Here is a 25,013-nt window from a genome sequence, read left to right on the forward strand (position 1 = left end):
GCATTGACGCTGCGTCGATGTCTCGGTGCTGCGGAATGAGTTCTGAACACCATCCCTAGCTGAACGCCCCTCGGATTGCCCGTGCTTCAGATAGTGCACATAGCCATCGATCTTGCTGCCTTCAACATCGGGATTGTTCTCGGTGTACCAGCGCGCATTGAAATACCTAGCCGCGCGCCCTTCGTGCTTTCCATACGTCACATAATGCGCAAACGGATCTACGTTCCCCTGCAGCACGTCGGGATTCCGCTCGAGATACCACTTCCCGTCAAAATGCCCCCTTGAGAAGATGCCATTCTGCAAGTCAACCTGCGGTTCAATGGATATCTTCCCCGCACCATCATCTACGATTGACGCTTGATTAGCGCACTCAATCATCAGCTCCCGGAGACCCGTGACAGCGTTCTCCAATTGCAGCAATCGACGAGAATGCTTTTCGCCTTCAACACAAATTCGATTCTCAATCGATCGCAAGGACATGTCAGCGGCCCCGCGCTGGTGAAAAAAACGCCCAACAAAGGGAAATTTCTTCCATCGTTCCGTACGCATCACCTTCGGCAAGCCGGGCAGAGTGGGTCGATTTTGCAGACCCTCACTCGACAGTGCAATCTGCCCCAGAATCTCTTGCTTACCAACGCCACTTCTTATACGCTTCAAATAGTATGTAAGACCTTCGGGATCCGGATTTCTCCCCAAAACACAAAGAAATGCCGCATGAATGAATTCCTCATCATGCAAATCCAGCAACTCCTCAACCGAATTGATTACACGGAATGAGCTAGCCTTGGCGATACTATTGGAGAAATTCATTTATCTAGACCCCATCACAATCTTATAATTTTGGACCTCACGACACAAACCCAAGGATCGTGTCGGCCCCATTTCATCGAGAACGAAAGAACTTCGCGCATGTACGTAATGGCGCAGTCAGACGCCAAGTCCAGTCACGCTGCACTCTATTCAATTCGCTTTCCAGTGTCAAAATCATCTGGGCCTCCGCTTCTCGCTGCGTATCGAGATTTTTTAGATTCTCTTCATGAAGCCGCGCCATTGCTTCCATTTCGCCACGCGTTTGAAGCTTGACCCGTGCAACTTCTGCCTCAAGAATTTCCCGATGCTTCTCGAATGCTTGCTCGGCCTGAAGCAGCCTGACTTGCGCAGCACCAATCTCCTGCCGCAACGAATCCTCGCGACCAGAGTGCTGTGCGCCAAGGGCGTCCAACTGACAGCGAGCGGATTCGATCTGCTTCTCCAACAATTGTCCGAACTCTTTCTGCCGTTGAACCAACTGCTCGCCAATTGAGCGCTCCCTATCTGCCAGTACCCGGAGATGCTCCTGAACATCCCGTTGCGCCTGCAGGTTTACGCGCTCCAGCTCGGCTTCCACTTTCGAACGGCTGTCGTGAAATTGACGCTCAGCTTGGCGGAATTCGGCCTGAACTGCCTTAATCTCGGCGAGCAACTCCTCTTCGCGCTGCTTGTGCTGCCTGAGCACTTCAAATCGATTCACTCGCTCGCCGTCGAGGTTTTCGTGCAATGCAGCGAGCTGCTTCGAAAAATCACGCTCCCTTTCTGCAAGAGCGTGCAACCCCTTCTCCACTGCATCTCGAACATTCAACCGCAATTCGGAGACTTCTGCCTCAAACGCGCCTTGACGCACTCGGCCATCCTCTCTCTCTCGACTTAACTGGGCGTCCATGAACTCTAGACTCAAGTGGAGCGAAGCTTCGCGCTCCGCTAGCAACTCGCTTATCAACGCCGTCAAGTCTGAAGCTGGCAGACGCCCCTCATCCACTCCGCAAGTCTTCCAGTGAATGAGCGGATCTACCCCTGCGCCAATTAAATCTTGATTGTTTTCAAAATACCACTTACCTCTAACCTTATCTTCAAGCACCCTTGAATCGGGCTTGGCGACGATATTAACAATCGTTGAAATCAATGGATTTCTCTGAGCATCGATATCTCGCCAAATATCTGACATAGGCTGCTCAAATATGCCACCTCGCGTACTCGGCAGATCCGCATTGGAGGCAACCGCGACCCAGTACAGCGCTGAAGGCAGATTATCGGAACTTTTGGTGTCATCTCCCATTTCTTGAAACGCAAGAGCTTCCGCACTATCCTGAGCAAAAAGTGCGGAGCCGAGAAGCACTCTCTGTCCGTATAACCTGACGTTCGCAAAATTTGAAACCAACAACTCCTGAAACTCTTCCCGATATAGTTCCTTCACATGGAACGGATTAGCATACCCAGGTTTCTCAGAATACTCAAACTTATCCGGGCTTGAGATAACCAGAACCCCACCTGGCCGAAGCACTCGTCTGATCTCCGACATCATGGCTTCATGCTCGTCATGATGTTCGATCGTCTCAAAGCTCACAACGAGATCGACAGACCCGTCGTCAACCGGCATATTGGCGCACGAACCCAAGCGGTACTCTAGATTCTCTCGTGGATATTTCATGCTGGCGTGCCGGACGGCCGCTTGAGAAATATCCACGCCAATGACCTTAGCAGCGATTCCCGCCAAGTAGGCACTGCCATACCCTTCCCCACTGGCTATATCCAGCACGGTCTTCTTTGAGGCGAGCTGACCAGCAAAGATATATCTATGGTAGTGCTCCAACTCGATAACGCCTTCCATCTCGCCCGGCAAGAAGCGTTCAGCCTCAGCCGTCATCTGTTCCCCGGACCCACCAATCAATTCACCCATATTTACATTCCGCTTTATTAAAATCGCAGCGAATAGCTGTAATTGCAGCCTGGCTCTACCACACTATCCTCGGCACAACATCGAGTTAGTTGCCACCCGAATCAGATGAGATGGAACCCCTCATTCTCGTACGACAGATTTGCGTTGTATGCTTCGTCACTCTTCAAGCGATCACCCCACTTCTGCTTCATGTATTCGAATTCCCGCGCGAACACCTCTTGCTTGGCTGGGGTATCGTCACGTCCACGACTGACCGACTCATGATGGAATAGTTTTGCATAGGGCGTGTAGACGTTCCTCCTGCCCTTTCGGACCAGCTCCAAGCAAAAGTCGACGTCATTGAATGCAACCGCTAGATTCTCTTCATCCAACCCGCCGACGCCCAGGTAGTCGTCGCGTTTTACGACGAGACATGCGCCCGTGACTGCTGTTACGTTCTGCGTGAGAACCGCGCGATAGCAATAGCCCGCATCATCGTCTCCGATGAATCGATGGCCGTGCCCAGCCACACCTCCGAGGCCGACAATCACACCCGCATGCTGTACAGTGCCGTTCGAATATAGCAACTTTGCACCAACTGCCCCAACCTCCGTGCGCAGCACGTGACCAACCATCTCATCCAGCCAATCAGGAGCAATCACTTCAACATCATTGTTAACAAGTGCAAGAATCTCCCCCTTCGAAGCCCTCACAGCAAAGTTATTGATGGCCGAATAATTGAAGGGCTTCGCGTAGCAAATTACTTTAATACGACTGTCTTGCTGTATGAGCGACAGATATTCAAGCGCCTCTTGATCCGTTGAGCCATTATCAACAACCAACAACTCCCAATTCTTATAAGTTGTCTTCCCAACAATGCTTTCGACACACGGCCGAAGCAATTCAATTTTATCGCGCGTGGGTATAATTACACTTACCAGCGGGGGTTCCGCCGGAACGGGATACTTGACTCTATACAGGCATACCTCGCACCCCTCCTCAACAACCACACCGGATGCGTGGAAATAGTTTTGCAACGCCCGCATACCCCCGCGCTTAACACCGTCCCGCTCATTTGAGCCATCGGCGTGTCGATGATAAAGAACCTTTGGAATATGAATAATACTTTTTGACGATATATTCTTTAGGTATCGCAACAACAAATCGTAATCCTCGGCACCCTCGAAGCCTTCTCTGTATCCCCCAATTCGTTCCATCCGATCACGCCGAAAGATACCTAGATTTCCGATATAGTTGTGCGACGTAAGTAGATCTGGATTCCAGTCCGGCTTGAAGCGAGGGTTCAACCTCCGATCCTCCGAATCTATTTCATCATCATCCGAATAAATGAACTCCACGTTCGGACGATCGCAAACCTCCTTGGCGCAATGATATAAAGCATGCAATGAGAGACGATCATACGGATTGAGCCGCCCAACAAACTGACCACTCGCGGCGGACAATCCAGCATTCAGCAGACGTGCAATATCGACATCGGAACCGTTAGCAAGCTCCGTTTCGATAATCTTGATGCGCTGGTCTTTGAGAGCCAGTGCTCGTACCGGCTCCAGCTTGGTGCCGGACGCTGGCCGTGCACTCACCACCAGGAGTTCCCAATCAGCGTAGATTTGATCTCTCAGAGCCTGCAGCGAGGCGCACAGCAGGTTCGGGTCTGCTGCGTACAAAGGCATCACCAAAGAGAAAACCGGTCGCGACGGCAATTGGGATAGCTGTTGCCGCAACGCTCTAAGGTCCGACTTCCGAAGCGTGTCGTGAACCTCGATGAACGTCGGATAGTCGTTACCGGCAAGGCGCTGCGCGCGCAGCTTCACCGTGCGCTCATAGGCGTCGCTCAGATCGCGGACGGCGCTTGCCCAAGTTAAACCAGCCCGGGCTGCAGGTGCCCGATGCCTGAAACGCCATAGATCAAAGATCACCCGATGCGCACGGCGGAGAAAGCTTTCGGTCCCGCTTATCTTGTGGATATGCAGAGGGCTCTGCGAAAAGAAGCCCGGCGCAGCTGTGGGAGTCCAAGATAGGTGAGTCACACCCTCGGGCAAGAAGAAGACTTCCCGAGCGCTTCCGCGCAGGTTGGTTGGGATGGGTATCTTGTAGCTTGCTCCGGAAGCCACAAACTCAATGTAGGCGTCCCGGCTGCCAGTATTGCGCGTTAACGCTGCTTCGAGATAGTACCAGCCAGATGCCGGTACCGAGGGCATCGTCATGGTGAACCTGGGCGCATTGCTTGCTGCCCGGTACTCGCCCTTTTCTTGAGACAAGACCACTACGTCTTTTGCAGGTGCAATCGCAGTGCGGGTGTTCCATCGAGGAAGAAGCTCGACGAATCTCTCCAGAAGATTCTCGAATGCTGAAAGCGGCAAAAGCCGCGACTTGATTTCTTCCCCATCCGGGCTGCTCACGGTCGCTTTCATGCGGCGGCCTGATAATACTCGTATGCGTCAGCAACATTATCAAAACAAGCCAACTCTCCTTTATGGAGAACCGCCGCTTTATCGCAATGAGCTACAATTTGCTCATGCTGATGGGACACAATAATCATGGCGCGATCTTTGCGCTTCTCGAACAGCTCGGTATTGCATTTAGCGTGAAATCTGCTATCACCAACCGCCACGACCTCATCAATCAAAAAACAATCGAAATCGATTGCCAGAGAGAGTGCAAATGCAAGGCGTGCCCGCATTCCTGACGAATATTTCTTTACAGGCTCACCCAAATATACGCCCAGTTCGGAAAAATCTTCCACTTGAGGAATCACTGGAGCAGCATCCACGCCGTAAATTCGGCAGATGAACCGAATGTTATCGAGGCCCGTCAATGAACCTTGAAAACCCCCAGCAAAAGCCAGCGGCCATGAAATACTCATTCTCCGGCTGATACGACCGGACGAAGGTAGTTCGGCGCCGCTGATTAGACGAATTAGCGTCGATTTCCCGGCACCATTCCGGCCCAGAATACCTATCTTTTCACCAGGGTTAATGGTGAAATTCAGCTTATTCAATACCACCCTTGAACCGCGCCGCGTGCTGTAACGCTTGGTTACGTCCTCTAGAATAATCACTCTGGTGTTACCCTTCGGCCGACCTCTCTGGACAAGGACAGGCCCAACAACGTGAGAAACAGACAGATCATGGCCATGTAGGGAATGTCGTAATGCGCCTGCACCGATGAACCGAAGTATCCTTCGCGCAAAATTTCAACCCCATGAACCATGGGTAGATAAAGAACAAGACGCCTAGCCTCCTCAGGGAGCCAGCCAACCATAAACATAGCGCCGGACAATGGAAATGTCAGATAGGTAACAGGATGCCAAACCTTCTCTACCACCTCCGAAATTTCACTCATCGCACCGACCGTCATCGCCAAGGCCGCCCCGAACCAGGCCAGCATGAACCACCCGGTCAAGACCTTCAGAATGTCCTCTGGAACCGACATCCAGCCTACCGCGACGAAAACAGTACTAAGAATTACAAATGAAATGGTGGCGCCGGCTGCCTCGAGAATGATGCGCGAAACAAAGATATCGATAACCCTCACGTTACGGTGATACATGAGAGCCAAGTTCGGCTCCACCGCCTTCGCACAGCGACCAGGCATGTTTCTCCAAAGAAGAACCGATGAATAACCTGTCACGGCAAAGGCAACAATTGGCATTTGCGCATCACCATGCAAACCAGAGAACGACCACAATGCCGCGATGCCGAGCGTAAAAAGCATTGGCTCGACGAACATCCACATAAAGCCGATGTTGTGCCGGCCGTAGCGCGTGATGATCTCACGCATCAGTAGCGCCCAAATTACGCGCTGCTGTATGCGCAAAGAGCCCCGAAAGGACGTTGCACCATCGAATTTCATCGCCTAATCCTTATGCTCACGAATCCCAGCGATAAGGATGGTTAGAACGCCGTAGACGATTAGGCTCAAGATGAATGTCGCAATGATTCCGCGCACACGCCGCGGCTCCATCGCTATATCTGGCTTGCTGGGTTGGGCGATACGCTCTAGGTAAAGCTGCTTGCGAAGTGCATCGTTCCTTGCCTGCTCCAGCGAAGCAAGCGCAGTGGCAAGCTGCTTGTCCGCAAATTCGCGCTCCAACTGCAGACGTTGATACTCTGCGGCCTTGTTCGCCAGCGAGAGGGGGCTACCCGCTACCTTACTGCTCTCTGCATCAATTTCCGCTTGAAGAGCATCCCTGTGCTTCTCCAGCGCCGGAATCTGCGGATTATCTTTCGTGAAACCTTTCAGTTGCACCAACTGCGTCTTGGTAGCTATCAATTCATCTTGGAGCTTGGCAATTTGCTGGAGTTGAATGGTTGATTGCCGCTCCGGATCGATAACGCCCTTCTGATTGCGGTAGGATGATAGCGCAAGCGCCGCGGCCTTCGCCTTCGTTTCGGCCTTGGAAACTTCGCTTGCCGCAAAGTTAATTAGATCCTGGCGCCCCCGCTCATTGAGTCGGTTAACAAGGGCCTCCCCCATTTCAAGCAAGTACTGATTGGCACGAAAAGCATCTTCTGCGGTAAACGCTCGCGTGGTGAGCACGGCAATAGACGAAGACGAATCCAATTGGATTCCAACCATCTTCTGGTAATAGCGGTGTAGGGCTTCAAAACTATCATCCCAGTCCATACCAGCGAAACGGCTGAAGCGATCAACCTTGTCGCTTGCAAAAGCCTTGCCGATGCTCATTTTCTTGTCTAGTTCCCGCAGCGCATCTCGGGAGCGCATGAAATCCTGCACCGTATAGGCGTCGTCTTGAGAGCGCGAGAAGCCGGCCCCTTTGAGGAACAATCCAAATGCTGAAGCCGATTGCCGATCGGGGCTGCGCACCACAAAGCGCGCTTCGGAGACATAGACGTCCGAAGCAACAACGCCAAAATAGAGCGTCGCGAGGACAGTTGGCACCACGACGGCGCCAAGAAAGAGCCGGTTGACGCGCTTCAAACGCTGCCAAAGCCCATTCCTGCTTCTGGTCGCCTCGGCGGCCGTGTCTTCCCTCAGTACCGTATCCAACGTATTTTCCAAAGCAGTGCGGCCCGGTGCCGCGCAGGGGACTGGTGCCCAGCTCCTGGGCAAGCGCTCAACGCCGGGCGATCGATCAAGGAACGCAGATTCACCTGCGCCATACCACCCCAATATGACGACCGCATGACGCGACCGCATGTCGGCAGCCGCAAACCAGCGAATGGGGGCACCGATTATAGCCAGCGCTTCATGGCACCGCTATTGCGCGCCGCCGCCAAACGCATCGGTTTAACAACGGCTCTGGGCCTTCCCCTTACGAGGCATCGCCGCCTACGGTATCCTCCCACCCTGCCCGAAGGGTCACCGTCGCAGGCCTTGCCATGCCGTGCGGATCTGACTGCTCCGCCTTTTTCTCTAATACTCAGCCTGCCGCCCGCCCCAACTGATGCGCCGATCGTTTCTCGCCCTGCAAGGCACGGCCTCCCCTTTCTTCCGCCAGCTGTTATCCGCCCTGAGCGCGCGCGGACACCATGTGCAACGGGTGAACTTCTGCGGAGGCGATCTCGCGTACGCGGGCCCCGAGGCTGGGTGCAATTACGCGGACGAACTGCAGGCCCTATCTGGCTGGTATTCCGACACACTTAAATCAGGTAATTTCACTGACACCCTACTCTTTGGGGATTGCAGAAAGATTCACGAGCCGATATATCCGAACGCCCAACAAAATAATGTTCGTGTGAATGTGTTTGAAGAGGGTTATGTCCGGCCGCACTGGTTTACGATGGAAGTGCACGGCGTAAATGGCCGCTCGCGGCTGCCGCGCGACCCCGCGTGGTATCGCGCGCACCGCGCCGAGACGCCGCCCCACCCTCCCGGCCAAACCACCGGCTACAACCTCTACGAACGCGCTTACCACGACATCCGCTACCGCATGGCAAATGCCCTGTACGCCAGCCGCTTCCCGCACTATGAGAGCCATCGCCCCAACAACGGCTACCGCGAATACGCAGGGCTGGCCCGGCGCCTGCTCCTGGAGCGCCAGTACCGGACCGAAGCGGAACGAGTCACTGAGCGCCTGCTGGCAAAGAAGCTGCCCTACTACCTGTTTCCGCTGCAGCTGAATTCGGACTCCCAGATCCAGGTCCATTCACCGTTCGATGGCATCCGGCAGGCGATTGACCATGTGCTCGCCTCGTTCGCGGCGCATGCGCCCACTGGTGCGCTGCTGGTCATCAAGAATCATCCGCTTGACACCGGGCTGATCGAGTATCGCCAGTACGCAAAGAAGGCGGCAAAGACGCTGGGCATGGCAGACCGTCTTGAGTTCATCGATGCCGGCCATCTGCCGACCTTGCTCGACCATGCGCGTGGCGTGGTGGTGGTCAACAGCACGGTCGGGCTGTCCGCCCTGCACCACCGTCGGCCACTGAAGGCATTGGGGACGGCGATCTACGACATGGAAGGCATGACCTGGCAAGGCGGCCTGGATACCTTCTGGCGAGAAGCGGAAGGGCCGGACATGGACTTGTACCAGGCGTTCCTGGACTACCTGGTGCACCACACGCAGATCAACGGCGATTTCTATACACGTACCGGCATCGCGATGGCCACGGCGGGTGCGGTGACGCGACTGGAGGCTGGAACCCATGCCTGATCGCCGCCCACGTAGCATCGTCATCACCGGCGCCAGCGCGGGTATCGGCCAAGCGCTGGCCCGCGCCTATGCAGCGCCTGGTGTCACGCTCGGGCTGGTGGCGCGCGATGCGGCACGGCTGCAGACCTGCGCAGAGCAGTGTCGGCAGGCCGGGGCGACCGTGGTATCCGGGCAATTGGACGTCCGCGATGCCGACGCCGTGGCCGCCTGGCTCACCGCATTCGACGATGCGCACCCGATTGAGCTGTTGATCGCAAACGCTGGCGTGGCAAGCACGCTGTCCTCGACCAGCGACTGGGAAGACCTTGCGCGCACGCGCGAGGTCTTCGACACCAACTTCTACGGCGCATTCCACACGCTGCGACCCGTGCTGGATCGCCTGCGCGCGCGCAAGCATGGCCATGTGGCGGTGATCAGCTCGCTGGCGGCCATCCGCGGCATGGCCATCTCGCCGGCCTACTGCGCGAGCAAGTCGGCGATCAAGGCTTATGGCGAATCGGTGCGGCCGCTGCTGGCGGCGGACGGGGTGCGCTTGTCCTTGGTCTTTCCCGGGTTCGTCAAGACTGCGATGAGCGACGTGTTCCCCGGCGACAAGCCCTTCCTGTGGTCGGCCGAGAAGGCGGCTCGCTATATCCGCGCAAAGCTGGAATCCGGGCGCGCGGAGATTGCATTTCCGGCGCTGCTGGCACTGGGCATGCGCCTGCTGCCGCTGCTGCCGCCGCTGCTGGGCGACCGCATCCTGGACCGGCTGTCCTACCTGCCCCGGGCAGAGCGGTAGCGCAGCATGCCAGGCGCAGCCATTTTCCTGCTTGCCCTGGCGATGTCGTTCCTGCCGGACGCCATCGCCTTGCCGCGTTCTGCTCCGCCTTGGCGGCGCAGTGCAGCGGCGCTAGCCACGCATGTCTTTTCGGTGGCGACGGTCTTCCTGCTGACGCTGGCGGTGTCGGCGCGCCCGCTGTTCGCGGGGTTCGTGGCTGTATCGCTGACGGCATTACTGGCCGTGGTCAGCAATGCCAAACATGCGTCGCTACGCGAACCGCTGGTCTTCACAGACCTGAGCCTGTTCAGCCAGCTGTTCCGGCATCCACGCATGTATCTGCCGTTCCTCAGCATCGCCAACCTGCTGGTGCTTGGCTCCGGTGTGGCGGTCTTCGTGGGGGTGCTGGTGCTGAGCACGCCGCTGCCGGATGCGCCGCAGGGGCTGCTGCTGGCCGGCGCGGTGGCCAGCTTCCTTGTGCATGCATTGGCGGCGCGCGCCCTGCCACTGGCGATGCAGCCCGACGCAGACCAGCGCCAGCATGGCTTCTACACGGTGTTCGTGGCCTGTCTGCTGAACGGCCTGCGCCCCGCAACCGCGGCAGCGCTGCGCACGGCAATGAGCCATGGGCCGTTCTCGCGTGCGGCAGAACCGGTAGTGCGGCCCGACGTCATCGTCATCCAAAGCGAGTCGTTCTTCGATGCGCGCCGACTCGGCCCTGCTGTGCGTGCCGATCTACTCGCAAATTTCGACGCGGCCTGTACCCAGGCGATGCAGTACGGCGAACTGGAAGTGCCCGCCTGGGGCGCCAACACGATGCGCACGGAATTTGCGGTGCTGTCGGGGCTGGACTCCTGCGCGCAAGGCTATGCCAGGTTCTACCCGTATGCCTACATACACCGGCCATGTACTTCGTTGGCCGGGTGGTTCAGCCGTGCGGGCTACCGTACGGTGGCCATGCATCCATACCATGGAGACTTTTTCGGCAGGCACCGCGTTCTGCCGCTGATGCATTTCGATCGCTTTCTCGATATCCGCCATTTCGAGCAGGCGCAGCGTGCCGGTCCGTACGTGGCCGACGCCGCAGTGGCCGATGCCATTCAGGCCGAACTGGAAGCCGCCGGCGATTCGCCGGCCTTCGTCATGGCGCTGACCATCGAGAACCATGGGCCGCTGCACCTGGAACATGTGGCGCCTGGGGAAGCTGCCTCCTACCATGCTTTTGGCGAAGGCAAGCCTTGGGATGACCTGACCGCCTACCTGCGCCACCTGACCAATGCAGACGCCATGATCGGACAGCTGACGCGCTATCTGGCGACCCGCAAACGCCCCGCGATCCTGTGCTTCTATGGCGACCACGTGCCGGCGGTGCCGGCCGTCTATCACCAGGCCGGCCATCTACCCACGCATAGCGACTACCTGCTTTGGCACAGCGATGCTGCCTCGGGGCCGCCATGCCAGCCAAAGCACATGCAGGTACGGGCCGAATCGCTGGGCCAGTTGCTGATCGATTGCATCAGCGCACCACAGCCGGCATCGCGAGACGCCGGGGCAACAAGAACAAACGCGGCTGACACTGAAAACCAGTGGCAGTAGCCCCTATGTGCAGCCGCAAGCAGAGCAGAAATCTAGCAGGTGTAAGAAGATGAAAGACGCAATTGCCGTTGTCGGAATGTCGTGCCGGTTTCCGGGGGGTGTTCGCAGCCCGGAGGACTACTGGAGGCTACTGATCGCCGAAACCGATGCCGTGACCGAAGTGCCGGCCGACCGCTTTAGTACCGAGTTCTATCAACACCCTTCCAAGCGCGAGCCTGGCAAGAGCTATACCTTTGCGGCCGGCGTCATCGGCGACGTTGCCGGCTTCGACGCGGATTTCTTTGGCATCTCGCCGCGCGAAGCGCAGCAGATGGATCCGCAGCAGCGCCTGCTCCTCGAACTGGCCTGGGAAGCCTTCGAGCACGCGGGACACGCTCCCCAACAGATGGCTGGCAAGGACTGCGCGGTATTCATCGGCGTGGCTGCGCAGGACTATGGCGACCGTGGCGTCGACGACCTCAGCGTGGTGGACGCCTACTCGGCCACTGGCAATACGCTGAGTATCGCTTCCAACCGCATCTCCTATCTGTTCGACCTGCGCGGGCCCAGCATGTCGATCGACACCGCGTGCTCGTCGTCGCTGGTGGCGCTGCACCAGGCGTGCAACGCGATCCGCGCCGGAGACGTGGAAACGGCGTTGGCAGGCGGCGTCAATCTGCTGCTGCACCCGTTCCCGTTTGTCAGCTTCGCCAAAGCATCGATGCTGTCGCCCACCGGCCGCTGCCGCGCTTTCGATGCCTCCGGCGACGGCTACGTGCGGGCCGAAGGCGGTGCGCTGGTGCTGCTCAAGTCGCTGTCCAAGGCGCTGGCCGACGGCGACACCATCCATGCCGTGATCGCGTCGTCGGGGGTCAACTCCGATGGCCACTCGCAAGGCGGCATCAACGTGCCCGCGTCGGCAACGCAAGCCGCGCTGCTGGAAAGCGTTTACGCTCGCGCCGGCGTCGATCCGCGCGAGGTGGACTATCTGGAGGCGCACGGCACCGGCACCGCGGTCGGGGACCCCATCGAGACGCGCGCGCTGATCGACGTGATTGGAAAGCTGCGCAGCCCCGATGCGCCGTTGCTGATCGGCTCGGCCAAGACCAATGTGGGCCATCTGGAGACGGCGTCCGGCATGGCTGGCCTGATCAAGGCGATCCTGTGCCTGAAGCATCGCGCGGTACCGGCGTCGATCCACTTCCGTACGCCCAATCCCAATATCGACTTCACCGGGGGCAACCTGCGCGTGGTCGATCACTACACGCCATTGCCGTCTAAGGGCAGGCCTCTGATGGTCGGCGTGAATTCGTTTGGTTTCGGCGGCACCAATGCTCACGTGCTGCTGCGCGAAGCCGCGCGGGCGCCCATAGCGGCGCAAGCCGGCAAGGCGACCAACATTGCGCAGGACCGCCCCGCCCCGCTGATGCTCAGCGCACGCTCGAAAGAGGCGTTGGAGGCGCTGGCCGCCGCCTACTGCGATCACCTCGGCGCGGGGACGTCATGGCAGGCGCTGGCAGGCGCGACGGCCCATCGTCGGCAGCCTTTGCGCTACCGCGCCGTCGTCGACCCATCCAACGCTGCAGAGATTGCAGCAGAAGGCACCTCGGCACTGGCTGCGCTGGCGCAAGGCGAAACCGCTCCCGCTGTGGTGACCGGCGAGGCCGTTGCCGACGATGGCAAGCTGGCGCTGGTGTTTTCCGGCAATGGCTCTCAGTGGGCCGGCATGGGACGGCGCCTGCTGCAGGAGGACAGCGTCTTCCGCACCACCGTTGAACAGATCGATGCCTTCTGGCGTGCCGACGGCAGCGCATCGCTGCTTGACGAGATGCGCGCCGGCGCCACCGCCGAGTGGCTGCAGCGCACGGAAAACGCGCAGCCGCTGCTGTTTGCCATGCAGGCGGGTATCGTGCAATCGCTGCTGGCGCAGGGCCTGCGCTTCGACGCATGCTACGGCCATAGCGTGGGGGAAGTGGCGGCGGCATATGCTGCAGGCGCCCTGTCTTTGGAGCAGGCCGTGCGCGTCATCAAGGTGCGTAGCCGTGCCCAGGCGCTGACCGCCGGCAGGGGCAAGATGGCCGCCGCGGGCGTGAGCGAGCAGGCGATGCGCGAACTGATCGCCGATTTGGGCCTGGTCGATGCGCTGGAAGTCGCCGGCATCAACAGCCCAGGTGCCGTCACGCTGGCCGGCCCGGTTGCCGCACTGGAAGCGGTCCAGGCGCGCCTGGCTCAGGCAGAGCAGTTCTTCCAGGTGCTCGATCTGGACTACGCCTTCCACAGCCGGCAAATGGATGCCATCCATGACGTTGTGGTCGACGGCCTGCGCGGCCTGCAACCGCAGGCAACGCACCGCACCTTTGTCTCAACGGTGACTGGCACGCCGTTGTCGGGCACCGAGCTGGACGCCAGCTACTGGTGGCGCAATATCCGCGAGCCGGTCCAATTCGAGCCGGCCACGCGCCACCTGATCGAGGGCGGCATGCGGCTGTTCCTGGAAGTCGGGCCCCACTCGATCCTGCGCACCTACGTGTCCCAGTCGCTGGAGATGGCACGTGCGAACGGCATCGCCATTCCGACGCTCAAGCGCAACCTCGACCAGGGCAGCCAGTTGCGCCAAGCATTCTGCGCTGCGCTCGCACACGGCGCGCGGCTGGACCGCGATACCGCCTACCCCGATGCGCACCGCAACGTCGTGCTGCCGACCTATCCGTGGCAGCGCACGCCCTACTGGGTACCCATCACCGCTGAAGGCTACGACCTGGTGCACCGCAGCCGCGAGCACCCGCTGCTTGGCTACCGACTGAAGGACTGCACGGCGGCCTGGGAAAACCAGATCGACCCGGTCAAGCTCCCGATGCTCGCCAGCCACGTGGTGGACGGTGCCGTCACCTTCCCTGGCGCGGGTTACGCCGAAATGGCGCTGGCTGCGGCGCGCAGCTACTTCGGTACGGTGAACTGCGCGGTGGAGAATCTGGAGATTCGCACGCCGGTGGTATTCCAGCCGCAGCAGAGCCGCCTGTTCCGCTTGACGCTCGACCCGCGCACCGCGGGTTTCGTGATCGAGACGCGTCCGCGTGTGAGCGACGATCCCTGGACCATCAACGTGGTCGGCCGCCTGCTGGTCGGCGGCCCGCCGCAGACCGTGCCGGCTGTTGAGCCGCAATGCTTGGCGGCGCTCGAAACCCAAGCGCCCGTGGCCGGCAGTACGCTGTATGAAGCGGCATTCGCGCTCGGCCTGGAATTTGGCGAGGCCTTCCGCTGGGTGCAGACGGTCCGCGTCGACGGTGACGTTGCACTTGCCGAGCTTGCGGTGCCTGCGTCGCAGCAAGATCAGCTGGGACGCTACGCGATGCATCCTGGCGCGCTCGATAGCGGCCTGCATCCGCTACTGGCCCTGATGGCCGCCGACAGATCCAGCGCTCAAGCCGCCTACGTACCGGTGCAGTTCGGCCGCATGGACTACTTCGGCGGCCTGCCGGCCCGCGTAGTGGCACGGATAGAGCGCCGCAGCCCGCATTCGCTGGTCGCCAACTTCCAATACCTGGATACGGCCGGCAATACGGTGCTGAAGCTTTCCGCATGCCGCTTCCGCCGGGTCGATCTGATCGGCCGCCGCCACGGCAAACCCGGGCGCTATGTCTTTGCGCTGGAAGCCAAGCCGGCAACCGAAGCGATTGCTGCGGCTGCGCCGTCGCCGGCTAGCCTGCTGGCCACCGCAGCCAAGGTTGTGGCCAGCTCGGACGACGCCGCGCACCGCAACCGGCACCTCGCCGAGGTCATGCCGCTGATCGACGTGCTGGCTGCGGCCTACGCGTTGTGCGCCGTTGAAGCACTGGACGTACCGGGCAAGGCGGAGCTGCCGGCTTGTGCGAATCCGGCGCTGCTCGCGCGACTGGTCGACATGCTGCTGGAAGACGGCGTCCTGATGCGCCGCGACGGCGTGTTGGTACGGGGCGACGAAACGCTGCCGGCCATCGAGGAACTCTGGCGCAGCCTGCTGTCGCTGTCGCCCAGCCATGTTGCCGAGCTGACACTGCTGGCCCATTGCGGTGCCTCGCTGCCCGCCATTCTGACCGGCGAGCTGGAAGCGGCTGCCGTGCTACCGCCGGCGCGCAACAGCCTGCTGGACCATCTGTTCGAGGCCTCCCCGACGTGGTCGCATGTCAACGCGATGGCCAGCGCCAGCCTGGATGCGTACATCGAGGGCTGGGCCCGGCGCCGCCCGATGCGGGTGCTGGAAATCGTCACGCCGCAAGCCGATCTGTTCGAGCCGATCGGCACACATCTGCAGGGCCGCTGCGACTACACCATCGCCGGCAGCGCCGAGCAACTCGGCGCCTTTGATACGGGCCGCCATCCGCTGATCCGCACCGCGACACTCCAGTTGGGCGACCAGCCCGAGCTGACCGTCGAGGCAGGACGCAGCTGCACATTCGATGTGGTGGTGATCAACAACCTGCTGCGCACCTCTGGCAAGCCGCACCGCTTGCTGGCGGCCGTGCGCACGTGGATGGCGCCTGGCGCGCTGTTGGTGCTCAGCGAAGCTCAGGCGAGCCGCTTCTCCGACATCGTGTTCGGTTTGTCGCCCGAATGGTGGTCCGCAAGCCGGGGCGACTTGCTCCCTGCGGAGTCCATCGAAGCCATGCTGCTGGCCGAGGGCTTCCAGACACCGGCCCGCCACATCGAGGCCGATCTCCAGATTGAGGGCGCGCCAGCGTTGCTGCTGGCACGCCGCCAGCTTGGACGCCAAGCCGATTCGCGCGATATCGGCGAGACGGTCTCAGACGAAATCGACGGCAACGCCGAGCACCTGGCGGCGAACTGGCTTGTGGTATGCCCCGGCACACCGGCCGGGCTCGCCACCACGCTGGCAACTGCGCTCGACGAGGCCATCGCCGGTGCAAGCCCGGCGAGCCATAGCACGCGCGTTGCCGTGGTGGGCTCTGCCGAAGCGGCACTGGCGCATGCCGCGCTGGACGACACCGGAGCACCGTGCCAGATTGTCTTCCTTGCTGCAGACGCACCACGGCTTGACCAGAACGCTGACGCGGCCGCGCTGATGCAGGCGCAGGAGCCGACTTCGGTCGCGCTGACACGGCTGGTGCGCGGCTTGAGCGGTAAGCGCGCCAGCGTGCGGCTGTCGATCGTCACCTGCGGCGGCGCGCCGCTGGCCGTGCCGGGCACGCCGGCAACGGCGCTGCAGCCGTCGCAGGCCACCCTGTGGGGGCTGGGTCGCGTGCTGATGAACGAGCATGCCGAACTGCAATGCAGGCTCATCGATATCGATCCGCGCGCAACGCAGCCGGTGCCAGCACTCAGTCGTGAGCTGCTCTGCGCCGATGCGGAAGACGAAGTCGTGCTCGGCCTCGAAGAACGCTACGTGCCGCGCATGTTGAGCGCCGAAGTCAGCGAGCTGCGCGAACAGGCCACACGAGCTGCGGCTGGCACATCGGCCGTACCCGCAGTGCTTGGCTTTGAATCGGCGGGCTCGCTGAGCCACCTGCGGTGGTTCCCACTGCCCGAGTTCGCGCTGGAACCCGACGAAGTCGAAGTGGAACCGATGGCCGCGGGCCTGAATTTCCGCGACGTCATGTACGCGATGGGCCTGTTGTCTGACGAAGCCGTCGAAAACGGCTTTGCCGGTCCGACCATTGGCATGGAGTTCTCCGGCCGCGTCACGCGTGTGGGTAGCGCGGTCACGAATTTCACCAGTGGCGATCTGGTGCTCGGTTTTGCCCCGGCCTGCTATGCGAGCCGGCTGCGCACCCGCGCGACGGCGCTGGCGCACAAGCCCGCACGGCTGAGCTTTGAAGAAGCCGCCACGATCCCGACCACGTTCTTCACTGCCTACTACGCGCTGAACGAACTGGCGCGCATCCGCAAGGGCGAGCGCTTGCTGGTGCACGGTGCGGCCGGCGGCGTCGGCATTGCCGCCGTGCAGTTGGCGCGCCACCTCGGCGTAGAGGTCTTCGCCACCGCGAGCAGCAATGAAAAGCGCGAGTTCGTGCGCCTGCTCGGCGCGAGCCACGTGTACGACTCGCGCAGCCTGGCATTTGCCGACGAGATCCGCTGCGCGACCGGCGGTGAAGGCGTCGACGTCGTGCTCAACTCGCTGGCCGGCGAGGCGATGGTGCGCAGCATCGACGCGCTGCGTCCGTTTGGCCGCTTCCTCGAGCTGGGCAAGCGCGATTTCTACGAGAACAGCCGGATCGGCCTGCGCCCCTTCCGCAACAACATCAGCTATTTCGGCATCGACGCCGACCAGCTGATGGATGCGTCGCCGCAACTCACCGCGTCCCTGTTCGCCCAGGTGATGGCGCTGCTCGAACAGGGCGTGCTCGATCCGCTGCCGTACCGCGCCTTCCCGGCCGCCCGCATCGAGGAAGCCTTCCGCTACATGCAGCAGGCGCGCCAGATCGGCAAGATCGTGGTCACCTTCGCCGGCGGCGTGCCCGCGCCGCAGGCCGCCGACGCGCTGCATGCACCTCGCCTGGCACTGGACCCCTCGGCCGCCTATCTGGTTGCAGGCGGCACCGGCGGCCTGGGTTTCGCCACGGCCCGCTGGCTGGTCGAGTGCGGCGCGCGCCATCTGGTGCTGGCCAGCCGGCGCGGCGCGCTGGCGCCCGAACTGGCCGAGGAAGCTGCGCGTTGGCGCGACACGCTGCAGGTGGAGACGGCGGTGGTGGCCTGCGATCTCAACGATGGCGCGGCAGTGCAGACGCTGGTCGACGGACTGGCCCGCCGCGGCACACCGCTCAAGGGGCTCGTGCATTCGGCGATGACCATCGCCGATGGCCTGATCGCCAACCTGGACGACGCCAAGATGCGCGACGTGCTGGCACCCAAGGTTGCGGGAGCCTGGAACCTGCATCGGGCCACGCGCGCACTCGCCCTGGACTTCTTCGTGGTGTATTCGTCGGCCACCACCTTCCTGGGCAACCCCGGGCAATCCAACTACGTGGCCGCCAACACCTTCCTCGAGGCGCTGATCCACCAGCGCCGAGCACAGGGTCTGCCGGGCACCTATATGGCCTGGGGCCCGCTTGAGGACGTGGGCTTCCTCGCCCGCAACGCGCAAACGCTGGAGGCGTTGCAGACGCGCATTGGCGGGCGCGCGATCACCTCGGCACAGGCAATGGCCGCGCTCGAACAGGTGCTGCTGCGCGGCCATGCCGGCGAAGCGCTGCTGTGGCTCGACTGGAAGTCCATCTCGCGCGTCATGCCGGCCGCGCGCTCGCTGCGGTATCTGGACATGCGCAGCGGCATCGGACAGGAAACGCAGCGCGCCGATGGCGCCAGCGTGCAGGCCGACATCCGCGCGCTTGGCACCGCCGAAGCCGTGCAACTGGTGATCGAGACCCTGCAGGCGCGGATCGCCCGGATCCTTCACCTGTCCGCCGCCAAGATCGACCCGGACCGTTCGGTCACCGACCTGGGCATGGACTCGTTGATGGGCATGGAACTCGGCATGGCGATCGAGGAGTGCTTCGAGGTCAAGCTGCCGGTGATGATGCTGGCCGAAGGCGCGACCGTGCGCTCGCTCGCGCAGAAGATCGCCGAATCGGTGCGCGCCGGCACGACCGACGGCCAGGACGCAGGCGCTGCAGACGATGTCGCGCAGCAACTGGTCACCCTGTCGGCCATCCATGGCACGGAAATCAGCAGCGACGAACTGCAGCGGATGGCTCACGAAATGGGCGCCACCCGTCCGGGCGCCGATGTTGTCACCGAGACGATGCCGTGATCGCCGCGCCGGGCTGGGCCGTCAATCAGGGAACGCTAGCGCGTGAGCTGCGGCTGTCCGGCCACGGGCTGCATACCGGCAAGCGCGTCAATGTGCGCGTGCATCCGGAAGACGTCGGGCACGGCATCGTATTTCGGCGCATGCGTGGCGCTAAGCAGCTCGCACTGCTGCCCGCTTCTGCGGCGCTGCGCCTGGCGCAGCCGCTGTGCACGGCTCTGCAGGACGCCGATGGCTGGCGCGTTCGCACTGTCGAACACCTGCTGGCAGCTTTGCTGGCCTGCCAGATAGACCACGCCACCGTCGAGATCGATGCCGAAGAGGTGCCGATCCTGGACGGCAGCGCGCTGCCTTGGCTGCAGGCGATCGAGGCATGCGGACGTCTCCCGCTGGACGCGCCCAAGCGCTTCCTGCGCGTTCTCAAGACGATCATGGTGGAAAACGGCCACATGCATCGCACCACCATGGAACCGGCCGACCACTATGCGATGTCGGTCACCAATGACCTCAAGGGATTCGGCGAGATGAACTGGCAGGGCATCATTGATCCCGCGTCGTTCGCTACCGACATCGCACCATCGCGCTCCTACGGGCGCCTGCGCTGGGCGCTGCCAGCCATCCTGTTCGGCTACCTGCGCGGCCAGCCGATCCTGCGCGGGGCCAGACCGTCATGCACCGCCACCATTGTCGGCGCCGACGTGATCGGTGGCATGCGCCTGCCCATGGAATTCGTGCGGCACAGGGTACTCGACCTGGTCGGCGACCTTGCCCTGTTGGGCGCGCCGCTGCTGGGCAAGGTCACGGCCCTGCGCCCCAGTCATGAAATGAACTACCGGCTCTGTGCCGCCCTGCTCGCCCAGCCCGATGCCTGGGAATGGGCGACCACCACACACTGACGAAGGAACACGCGGTATGGGATTGGGAGACCAGTTGCGACAGCAACTCGCCGCAAAGGCCCTGAAGCGCCAGCTTGATCGGGTCACACGGGAAATGGAAACGGGAGCCGAACAGACTGCCACAACGGCGCACCCCGGCGAAGCGTCGGCGGCACAGCCGGCCAATCCGGCGGACTATGCGGCACTGTGCCGCTTCGACACGCTGCCCGCTTACCGACAGATCTCGATCATCCGCGAGGTCAGCGAGCGCTTGGGTGTTGCGTCGCCATTCTTTCGTGTCCACGAAGGCGTGGCCGGAGCCACTACGAAGATCAACGGTCAGTCCTTTATCAACTTCGCCAACTATAACTACCTCGGCCTGTCCGGGGATGCGGCGGTGTCGGCCAGCGCCAAGGCCGCGCTCGACCAGTACGGCACCTCGGCTTCGGCGAGTCGCATGGTGGCCGGCGAGCGGCCGGTCCACCGTGAGCTGGAACGCGCGCTGGCAAGCCTCTACGAGGTAGACGACTGCGTCGCCCTTGTCAGCGGGCATGCCACCAACGTCACCGTGATCGGCTGCCTGTTTGGCCCCGGCGACCTGATCGTGCACGATGCGCTGGCGCACAACAGCATCGTGCAAGGCGCGCAGCTCAGCGGCGCCAAGCGGCTGAACTTCCCGCACAACGACTGGGCAGCCCTGGACGCCCTGCTCACGCGCGTGCGGCGCGACTACCGCCGTGTGCTGATCGCCGTGGAAGGCATCTACAGCATGGACGGGGATCTTCCCGAGTTGGAACGCTTCATCGACATCAAGCGCCGCCACTGCGCGTTCCTCATGGTCGATGAAGCGCACTCGCTCGGCGTGCTCGGCGCGACTGGCAAAGGCATCCGGGAGCATTTCGGGCTGGCTGGCTGTGACGTCGATATCTGGATGGGAACCTTCAGCAAGACGCTGGCGGGCTGCGGTGGGTATATCGCAGGCGAGCAGACGCTGATCGACATCCTGCGCCACCTGGCGCCCGGCTTTTTGTACAGCGTCGGCTTGTCGCCGGTGCTGGCCGCCGCCTCGCTGGCCGCGCTGCAACGCATGCTGGAGGAGCCGCAGCGCGTCGCAGCGCTGCGCGAGCGCGGACGTCAGTTCCTGGCCGCCGCACGCGAAGCGGGCCTCAACACGGGTCTGAGCGCCGGATACTCGGTCGTACCGGTGATCGTCGGCAGTTCGCTCAAGGCCGCGCAATGGGCCAATGCCCTCTTCGAGAAAGGCATCAACACGCAGCCCATCTTTTATCCCGCGGTGGAGGAGAAAGCCGCACGGCTGCGCTTCTTCATTTGCTCCACCCACACGCCGGAACAGATCGCCTATACGGTGGAGTCTGTCGCGCAGTTGGCGCGCCGTTAAGATGCCGACAACTCAGCCGATTGACTCGAGACTCGGCTCGGTGCTCGCGTTCCGCCGGGCTACAGCCGGCGATGCCGCCGCGCTTGCACCCTTGGTGCTCGCCTCCGGTCGCCAGGAGTTTGACTGGTTTCTGGGTGTGCCGCCGGCCGAATGTGAGGCCTTCCTGCGCCATGCCATCGCTGCCCCGAGTGGGCGTTTCTCGTGGAAACGCCACTTGGTCGCCACGCTCGACGGCCAGCCAGTCGCAGCGCTCGCAATCCAGGACGGCCGCAAGAACAGGCTGGATGACCTGTATGCAGTCCGCGACTTTCTCCAGCATTTTGGCCCGCGCCGCACGCCCGGCATCATCCGCCGTGGGCTAATTCTCGAAACCGAGATTCCCGCGCCCGCTCGACGCCAAACGCTGTTGGCCCACTGTGCTACCCACCCCGACCTGCGCGGTCGCGGGGTTTTCAGCGCCCTCTTCGCGCATGCGATGACGCAGCTACTGCTTCCTGCCAAAGCTGGCCAGATGCTGGTGCTCGACGTATTGGACACAAACAGGCGCGCTGCCTCGCTCTACTGCGAACTCGGATTCGAGCCAATGGAAGGTGGCCGCCGCTCGGCCAGGTTGCCAACACACCTGGCGGCCACTCGGATGCGGTATCGCGCCCAAAGCTGACTGGCGAAGCTGCTCGCATCGACGGTCAACCTGGGCAAGATCGAGTACCAGGATCAAGTGCCATCGCCAACGCGGCCGCCGTCAGCCTGCCGCACGGTACCGCCGTCCGAGCGCCCTGAGAATGGCGGCGCCAAAAAGCTCGAAAACCCTAGTCCTGGGTACCTAGTCGAAAACGCGTAAACGACAAAGCCCCGCCAGTGGCGGGGCTTTGTTCGAACTAGGCGCCGTTTGACCGGTGCGCTAGTAATGCTGGCGGAGCGGTGAGTCAGCGACTGGTTTGTCTGTAAGCACCCGGTGAACCCGTCTTGAAGGGAACTGGGAGAGTAAGGAGCATCGTGTCCATCTAAGTTTTAGGTGGACACGTGGACACTATCGAAGAGAGCGCGCCGGTACAGCGCCGACGTCGGCATAGCGCCGAGTTCAAGGCCAAGGCGGTGCAGGACTGCATGCAGCCGGGTGTTTCGATTGCGGCGATAGCCCTGCACCATCGGCTCAATGCGAATCTGCTGCGGCGCTGGGTTGCTGAGCAGGAAGAACAGCGGGCCGCACCAGCAGACGGTGAGTTGACGACGGTGCCGCAAGCTGAGTTCATCCCGCTGCGGATCGCCGAGCCGCCCTCTGCCGTGCCGGATATCCAGATCGAAGTCCGACGGGGCGCGACGACGATCAGTCTTCGCTGGCCGGGATCGGCCGCAGCGGAGTGTGCCCAGTGGCTGCAGGGGTGGTTGCGTTGATTCGAGTGGAGGCGATCTGGTTGGCCGTGGAGCCGCTGGACATGCGCGCCGGTACCGACACGATTCTCGCGCGGGTCGTCAAAGTGTTCGGCGCGGCACGCCCCCACCACGCGTACCTGTTTGCCAATAAAAGCGCGACGAGGATGAAGGTGCTGGTCTACGACGGGTTCGGCATCTGGCTGGCTGCGCGGCGCCTCAACAAGGGGCGCTTCATCTGGACGAACGGCGACCTGACGATCGCCACCGCGCTCAATCCCGAGCAGTTGCGTGCACTGGTGATGGGGCTGCCTTGGCAGACGCTCACCCACGATCACGCGATCACGGTCGTGTAATACCCCCAAAGCCGTAAACTGGCTTCGCTTCCGCCGCACTTGGGGTTCTGGCAGACTCGCCGCATGAACCTGCCCACCAACCTCGATGCCCTGAGTCCGGACGAACTGCGCACACTGGCTGCGCAGTTGATGGCTCAGGTCGGCGAAAAGGACCGGGAGCTGCGTTACCGGCAAGCCAAGATCGACCAGCTCACACATGAGTTGGCTATCCACAAGCGCTGGAAGTTCGGCAAGCGCAGCGAGCAACTGACGCCTGAGCAGGCGAGTCTGCTGGACGAAGCCATCGACGCGGACCTCGAGGCCATTGAGGCTGAACTGGAAGCGCTCCAGCCTCCCTCCCGGTCTGACACCAAGAACAAGCCTAAGCGCCAGGCATTGCCGGCGCAGCTACCGCGCACCGACATCCACCACGAGCCGGACGCACAGACCTGCACCTGCGGCTGTGCGCTCAAGCGGATTGGCGAAGACATCAGCGAGAAGCTGGATTACACGCCGGGCACGTTCACCGTGGAGCGTCACATCCGAGGCAAATGGGTGTGCGATCAGTGTGAGACGCTGGTGCAGGCGCCGGTGCCGCCCCACGTCATCGACAAAGGCATCCCCACCGCCGGGCTGCTGGCGCATACGCTGGTATCCAAGTTCGGCGACCACCTTCCCCTGTATCGGCAGGAGCGCATTTATGCGCGTGCCGGTCTGGCCATCCCGCAGTCGACGCTGGGCGCGTGGGTCGGCATCTGTGGCGTGCGTCTGCAGCCGCTGGTGGACACCCTGCAAGAAGAGGTTCTAAGCCACGGTGTTCTGCACGCCGACGAAACGCCAGTGCAGATGCTTGTTCCCGGCAACGGCAAGACGCATCGCGCCTACCTGTGGGCCTATGCGCCAAGCGAGTTCGAGAAGATGCGCGCGGTGATTTACCAGTTTGCGCCCAGCCGCAGCGGCGAGCATGCTCGCGCGTTCCTGGGGCAGTGGCAAGGCAAGCTGGTGTGTGATGACTTCTCCGGCTACAAGGCCAGCTTTGAGGGCGGCATCACAGAAATCGGTTGCATGGCCCATGCACGTCGCAAGTACTTTGAACTGCATGACAAGCACAAGAGCGAATTGGCGGGCCAGGCGCTGCGCTACATAGTGAGCTTGTACGAGATCGAGGCGGAAGTGCGGGATGCCCAGCCGGACCAGCGCCTGGCAGCGCGACAGCAAAGGGCTGCCCCGATTCTAGAGCGGCTGCACACCTGGCTCGAGGAACAACGACGCCGCGTCCCAGAAGGCTCGGCGATCGCGCGGGCCATCGACTACAGCCTTAAGCGGTGGCCGGCACTTGTGCGTTACCTCGACAATCCTGCGGTACCCATCGACAACAACCACGTCGAGCGGCAGATCCGTCCGGTTGCGCTGGGTCGCTCCAATTGGTTGTTCGCAGGCTCATTGCGCGCCGGTCAACGCGCGGCTGCCGTTATGAGCCTGATCCAATCGGCCAAGCTCAACGGGCACGATCCGTACGCCTACCTGAAAGACGTCCTCACGCGACTGCCGACCCACAAAGCGGCCGACATCGCCGAACTGCTCCCGCATCGCTGGGCCCCCAGCGCCATCTAACTGGCAAGACGGGTTCG

General features: G+C 61.7%; 16 protein-coding genes. 10 read left to right on the top strand and 6 right to left on the bottom strand.

The genetic code is table 11. The features are described 5' to 3' along the window. From QZ609_RS01990 to QZ609_RS02015, 6 genes are all read right to left on the bottom strand, one after another. On the bottom strand, window positions 1–810 hold an 810-nt coding region (locus tag QZ609_RS01990; protein ID WP_295490328.1), incomplete at its 3' end, for a DUF4214 domain-containing protein. Between the two features lie 73 nt (window positions 811–883). Continuing rightward, a complete protein-coding gene (locus tag QZ609_RS01995; protein WP_295490330.1) occupies window positions 884–2,713 on the bottom strand; it encodes a methyltransferase domain-containing protein in 1,830 nt (609 codons plus the stop codon). Between the two features lie 101 nt (window positions 2,714–2,814). Beyond that, window positions 2,815–5,124 carry a glycosyltransferase family 2 protein gene (locus tag QZ609_RS02000; RefSeq protein ID WP_295490333.1) on the bottom strand — a complete coding sequence of 770 codons (2,310 nt, stop codon included), beginning with the start codon at window positions 5,122–5,124 and terminating at the stop codon, window positions 2,815–2,817. Continuing rightward, window positions 5,121–5,771, bottom strand: a complete 651-nt coding sequence (locus tag QZ609_RS02005) for an ABC transporter ATP-binding protein (protein WP_295490335.1) — start codon at window positions 5,769–5,771, stop codon at window positions 5,121–5,123. The genes QZ609_RS02000 and QZ609_RS02005 overlap by 4 nt, the downstream gene beginning before the upstream one ends. Continuing rightward, entirely contained in the window at window positions 5,768–6,565 is a 798-nt protein-coding gene (locus QZ609_RS02010) for an ABC transporter permease (protein ID WP_295490338.1), read from the bottom strand. The genes QZ609_RS02005 and QZ609_RS02010 overlap by 4 nt, the downstream gene beginning before the upstream one ends. Before the next feature lie 3 nt (window positions 6,566–6,568). Next, window positions 6,569–7,723, bottom strand: a complete 1,155-nt coding sequence (locus QZ609_RS02015; RefSeq protein ID WP_295490341.1) for a hypothetical protein — start codon at window positions 7,721–7,723, stop codon at window positions 6,569–6,571. Between the two features lie 397 nt (window positions 7,724–8,120). Here QZ609_RS02015 and QZ609_RS02020 point away from each other — a divergent pair, with 397 nt between their 5' ends. The 10 genes from QZ609_RS02020 (at window position 8,121) to QZ609_RS02065 (ending at window position 24,996) form a co-directional block, all read left to right on the top strand. Next, a complete protein-coding gene (locus QZ609_RS02020) occupies window positions 8,121–9,329 on the top strand; it encodes a capsular biosynthesis protein (protein ID WP_295490343.1) in 1,209 nt (402 codons plus the stop codon). Further along, window positions 9,322–10,107 (top strand): SDR family NAD(P)-dependent oxidoreductase, encoded by a 786-nt coding sequence (locus QZ609_RS02025; RefSeq protein ID WP_295490346.1) that lies wholly within the window; start codon window positions 9,322–9,324, stop codon window positions 10,105–10,107. Before QZ609_RS02020 ends, QZ609_RS02025 begins: the two co-directional genes overlap by 8 nt. 6 nt (window positions 10,108–10,113) lie before the next feature. Then, complete coding sequence (locus QZ609_RS02030; RefSeq protein ID WP_295490347.1) at window positions 10,114–11,682, top strand: LTA synthase family protein; 1,569 nt, start codon at window positions 10,114–10,116, stop codon at window positions 11,680–11,682. Window positions 11,683–11,731: 49 nt separating this feature from the next. Beyond that, window positions 11,732–19,405 (top strand): type I polyketide synthase, encoded by a 7,674-nt coding sequence (locus QZ609_RS02035; RefSeq protein WP_295490349.1) that lies wholly within the window; start codon window positions 11,732–11,734, stop codon window positions 19,403–19,405. After that, the gene (locus QZ609_RS02040; protein WP_295490477.1) at window positions 19,405–20,298 is read left to right on the top strand and encodes a UDP-3-O-acyl N-acetylglycosamine deacetylase; all 894 of its coding nucleotides are present in this window, start codon (window positions 19,405–19,407) and stop codon (window positions 20,296–20,298) included. Before QZ609_RS02035 ends, QZ609_RS02040 begins: the two co-directional genes overlap by 1 nt. Before the next feature lie 16 nt (window positions 20,299–20,314). Further along, a complete protein-coding gene (locus QZ609_RS02045; RefSeq protein ID WP_295490351.1) occupies window positions 20,315–21,676 on the top strand; it encodes an aminotransferase class I/II-fold pyridoxal phosphate-dependent enzyme in 1,362 nt (453 codons plus the stop codon). A 1-nt stretch (window position 21,677) separates the two neighbouring features. Next, window positions 21,678–22,337, top strand: coding sequence for a GNAT family N-acetyltransferase (locus QZ609_RS02050; protein ID WP_295490354.1), 660 nt, complete (start codon window positions 21,678–21,680; stop codon window positions 22,335–22,337). A gap of 362 nt (window positions 22,338–22,699) precedes the next feature. Further along, window positions 22,700–23,071 (top strand): transposase, encoded by a 372-nt coding sequence (locus tag QZ609_RS02055; RefSeq protein ID WP_295490357.1) that lies wholly within the window; start codon window positions 22,700–22,702, stop codon window positions 23,069–23,071. A gap of 5 nt (window positions 23,072–23,076) precedes the next feature. After that, window positions 23,077–23,403 (top strand): IS66 family insertion sequence element accessory protein TnpB, encoded by a 327-nt coding sequence (tnpB, locus tag QZ609_RS02060; protein WP_295490479.1) that lies wholly within the window; start codon window positions 23,077–23,079, stop codon window positions 23,401–23,403. Window positions 23,404–23,466: 63 nt separating this feature from the next. After that, complete coding sequence (locus QZ609_RS02065; protein ID WP_295490359.1) at window positions 23,467–24,996, top strand: IS66 family transposase; 1,530 nt, start codon at window positions 23,467–23,469, stop codon at window positions 24,994–24,996. Window positions 24,997–25,013 lie beyond the last annotated feature (17 nt).

The sequence above is a fragment of the uncultured Ralstonia sp. genome (genome assembly GCA_913056305.1).
Taxonomy (GTDB): domain Bacteria; phylum Pseudomonadota; class Gammaproteobacteria; order Burkholderiales; family Burkholderiaceae; genus Ralstonia.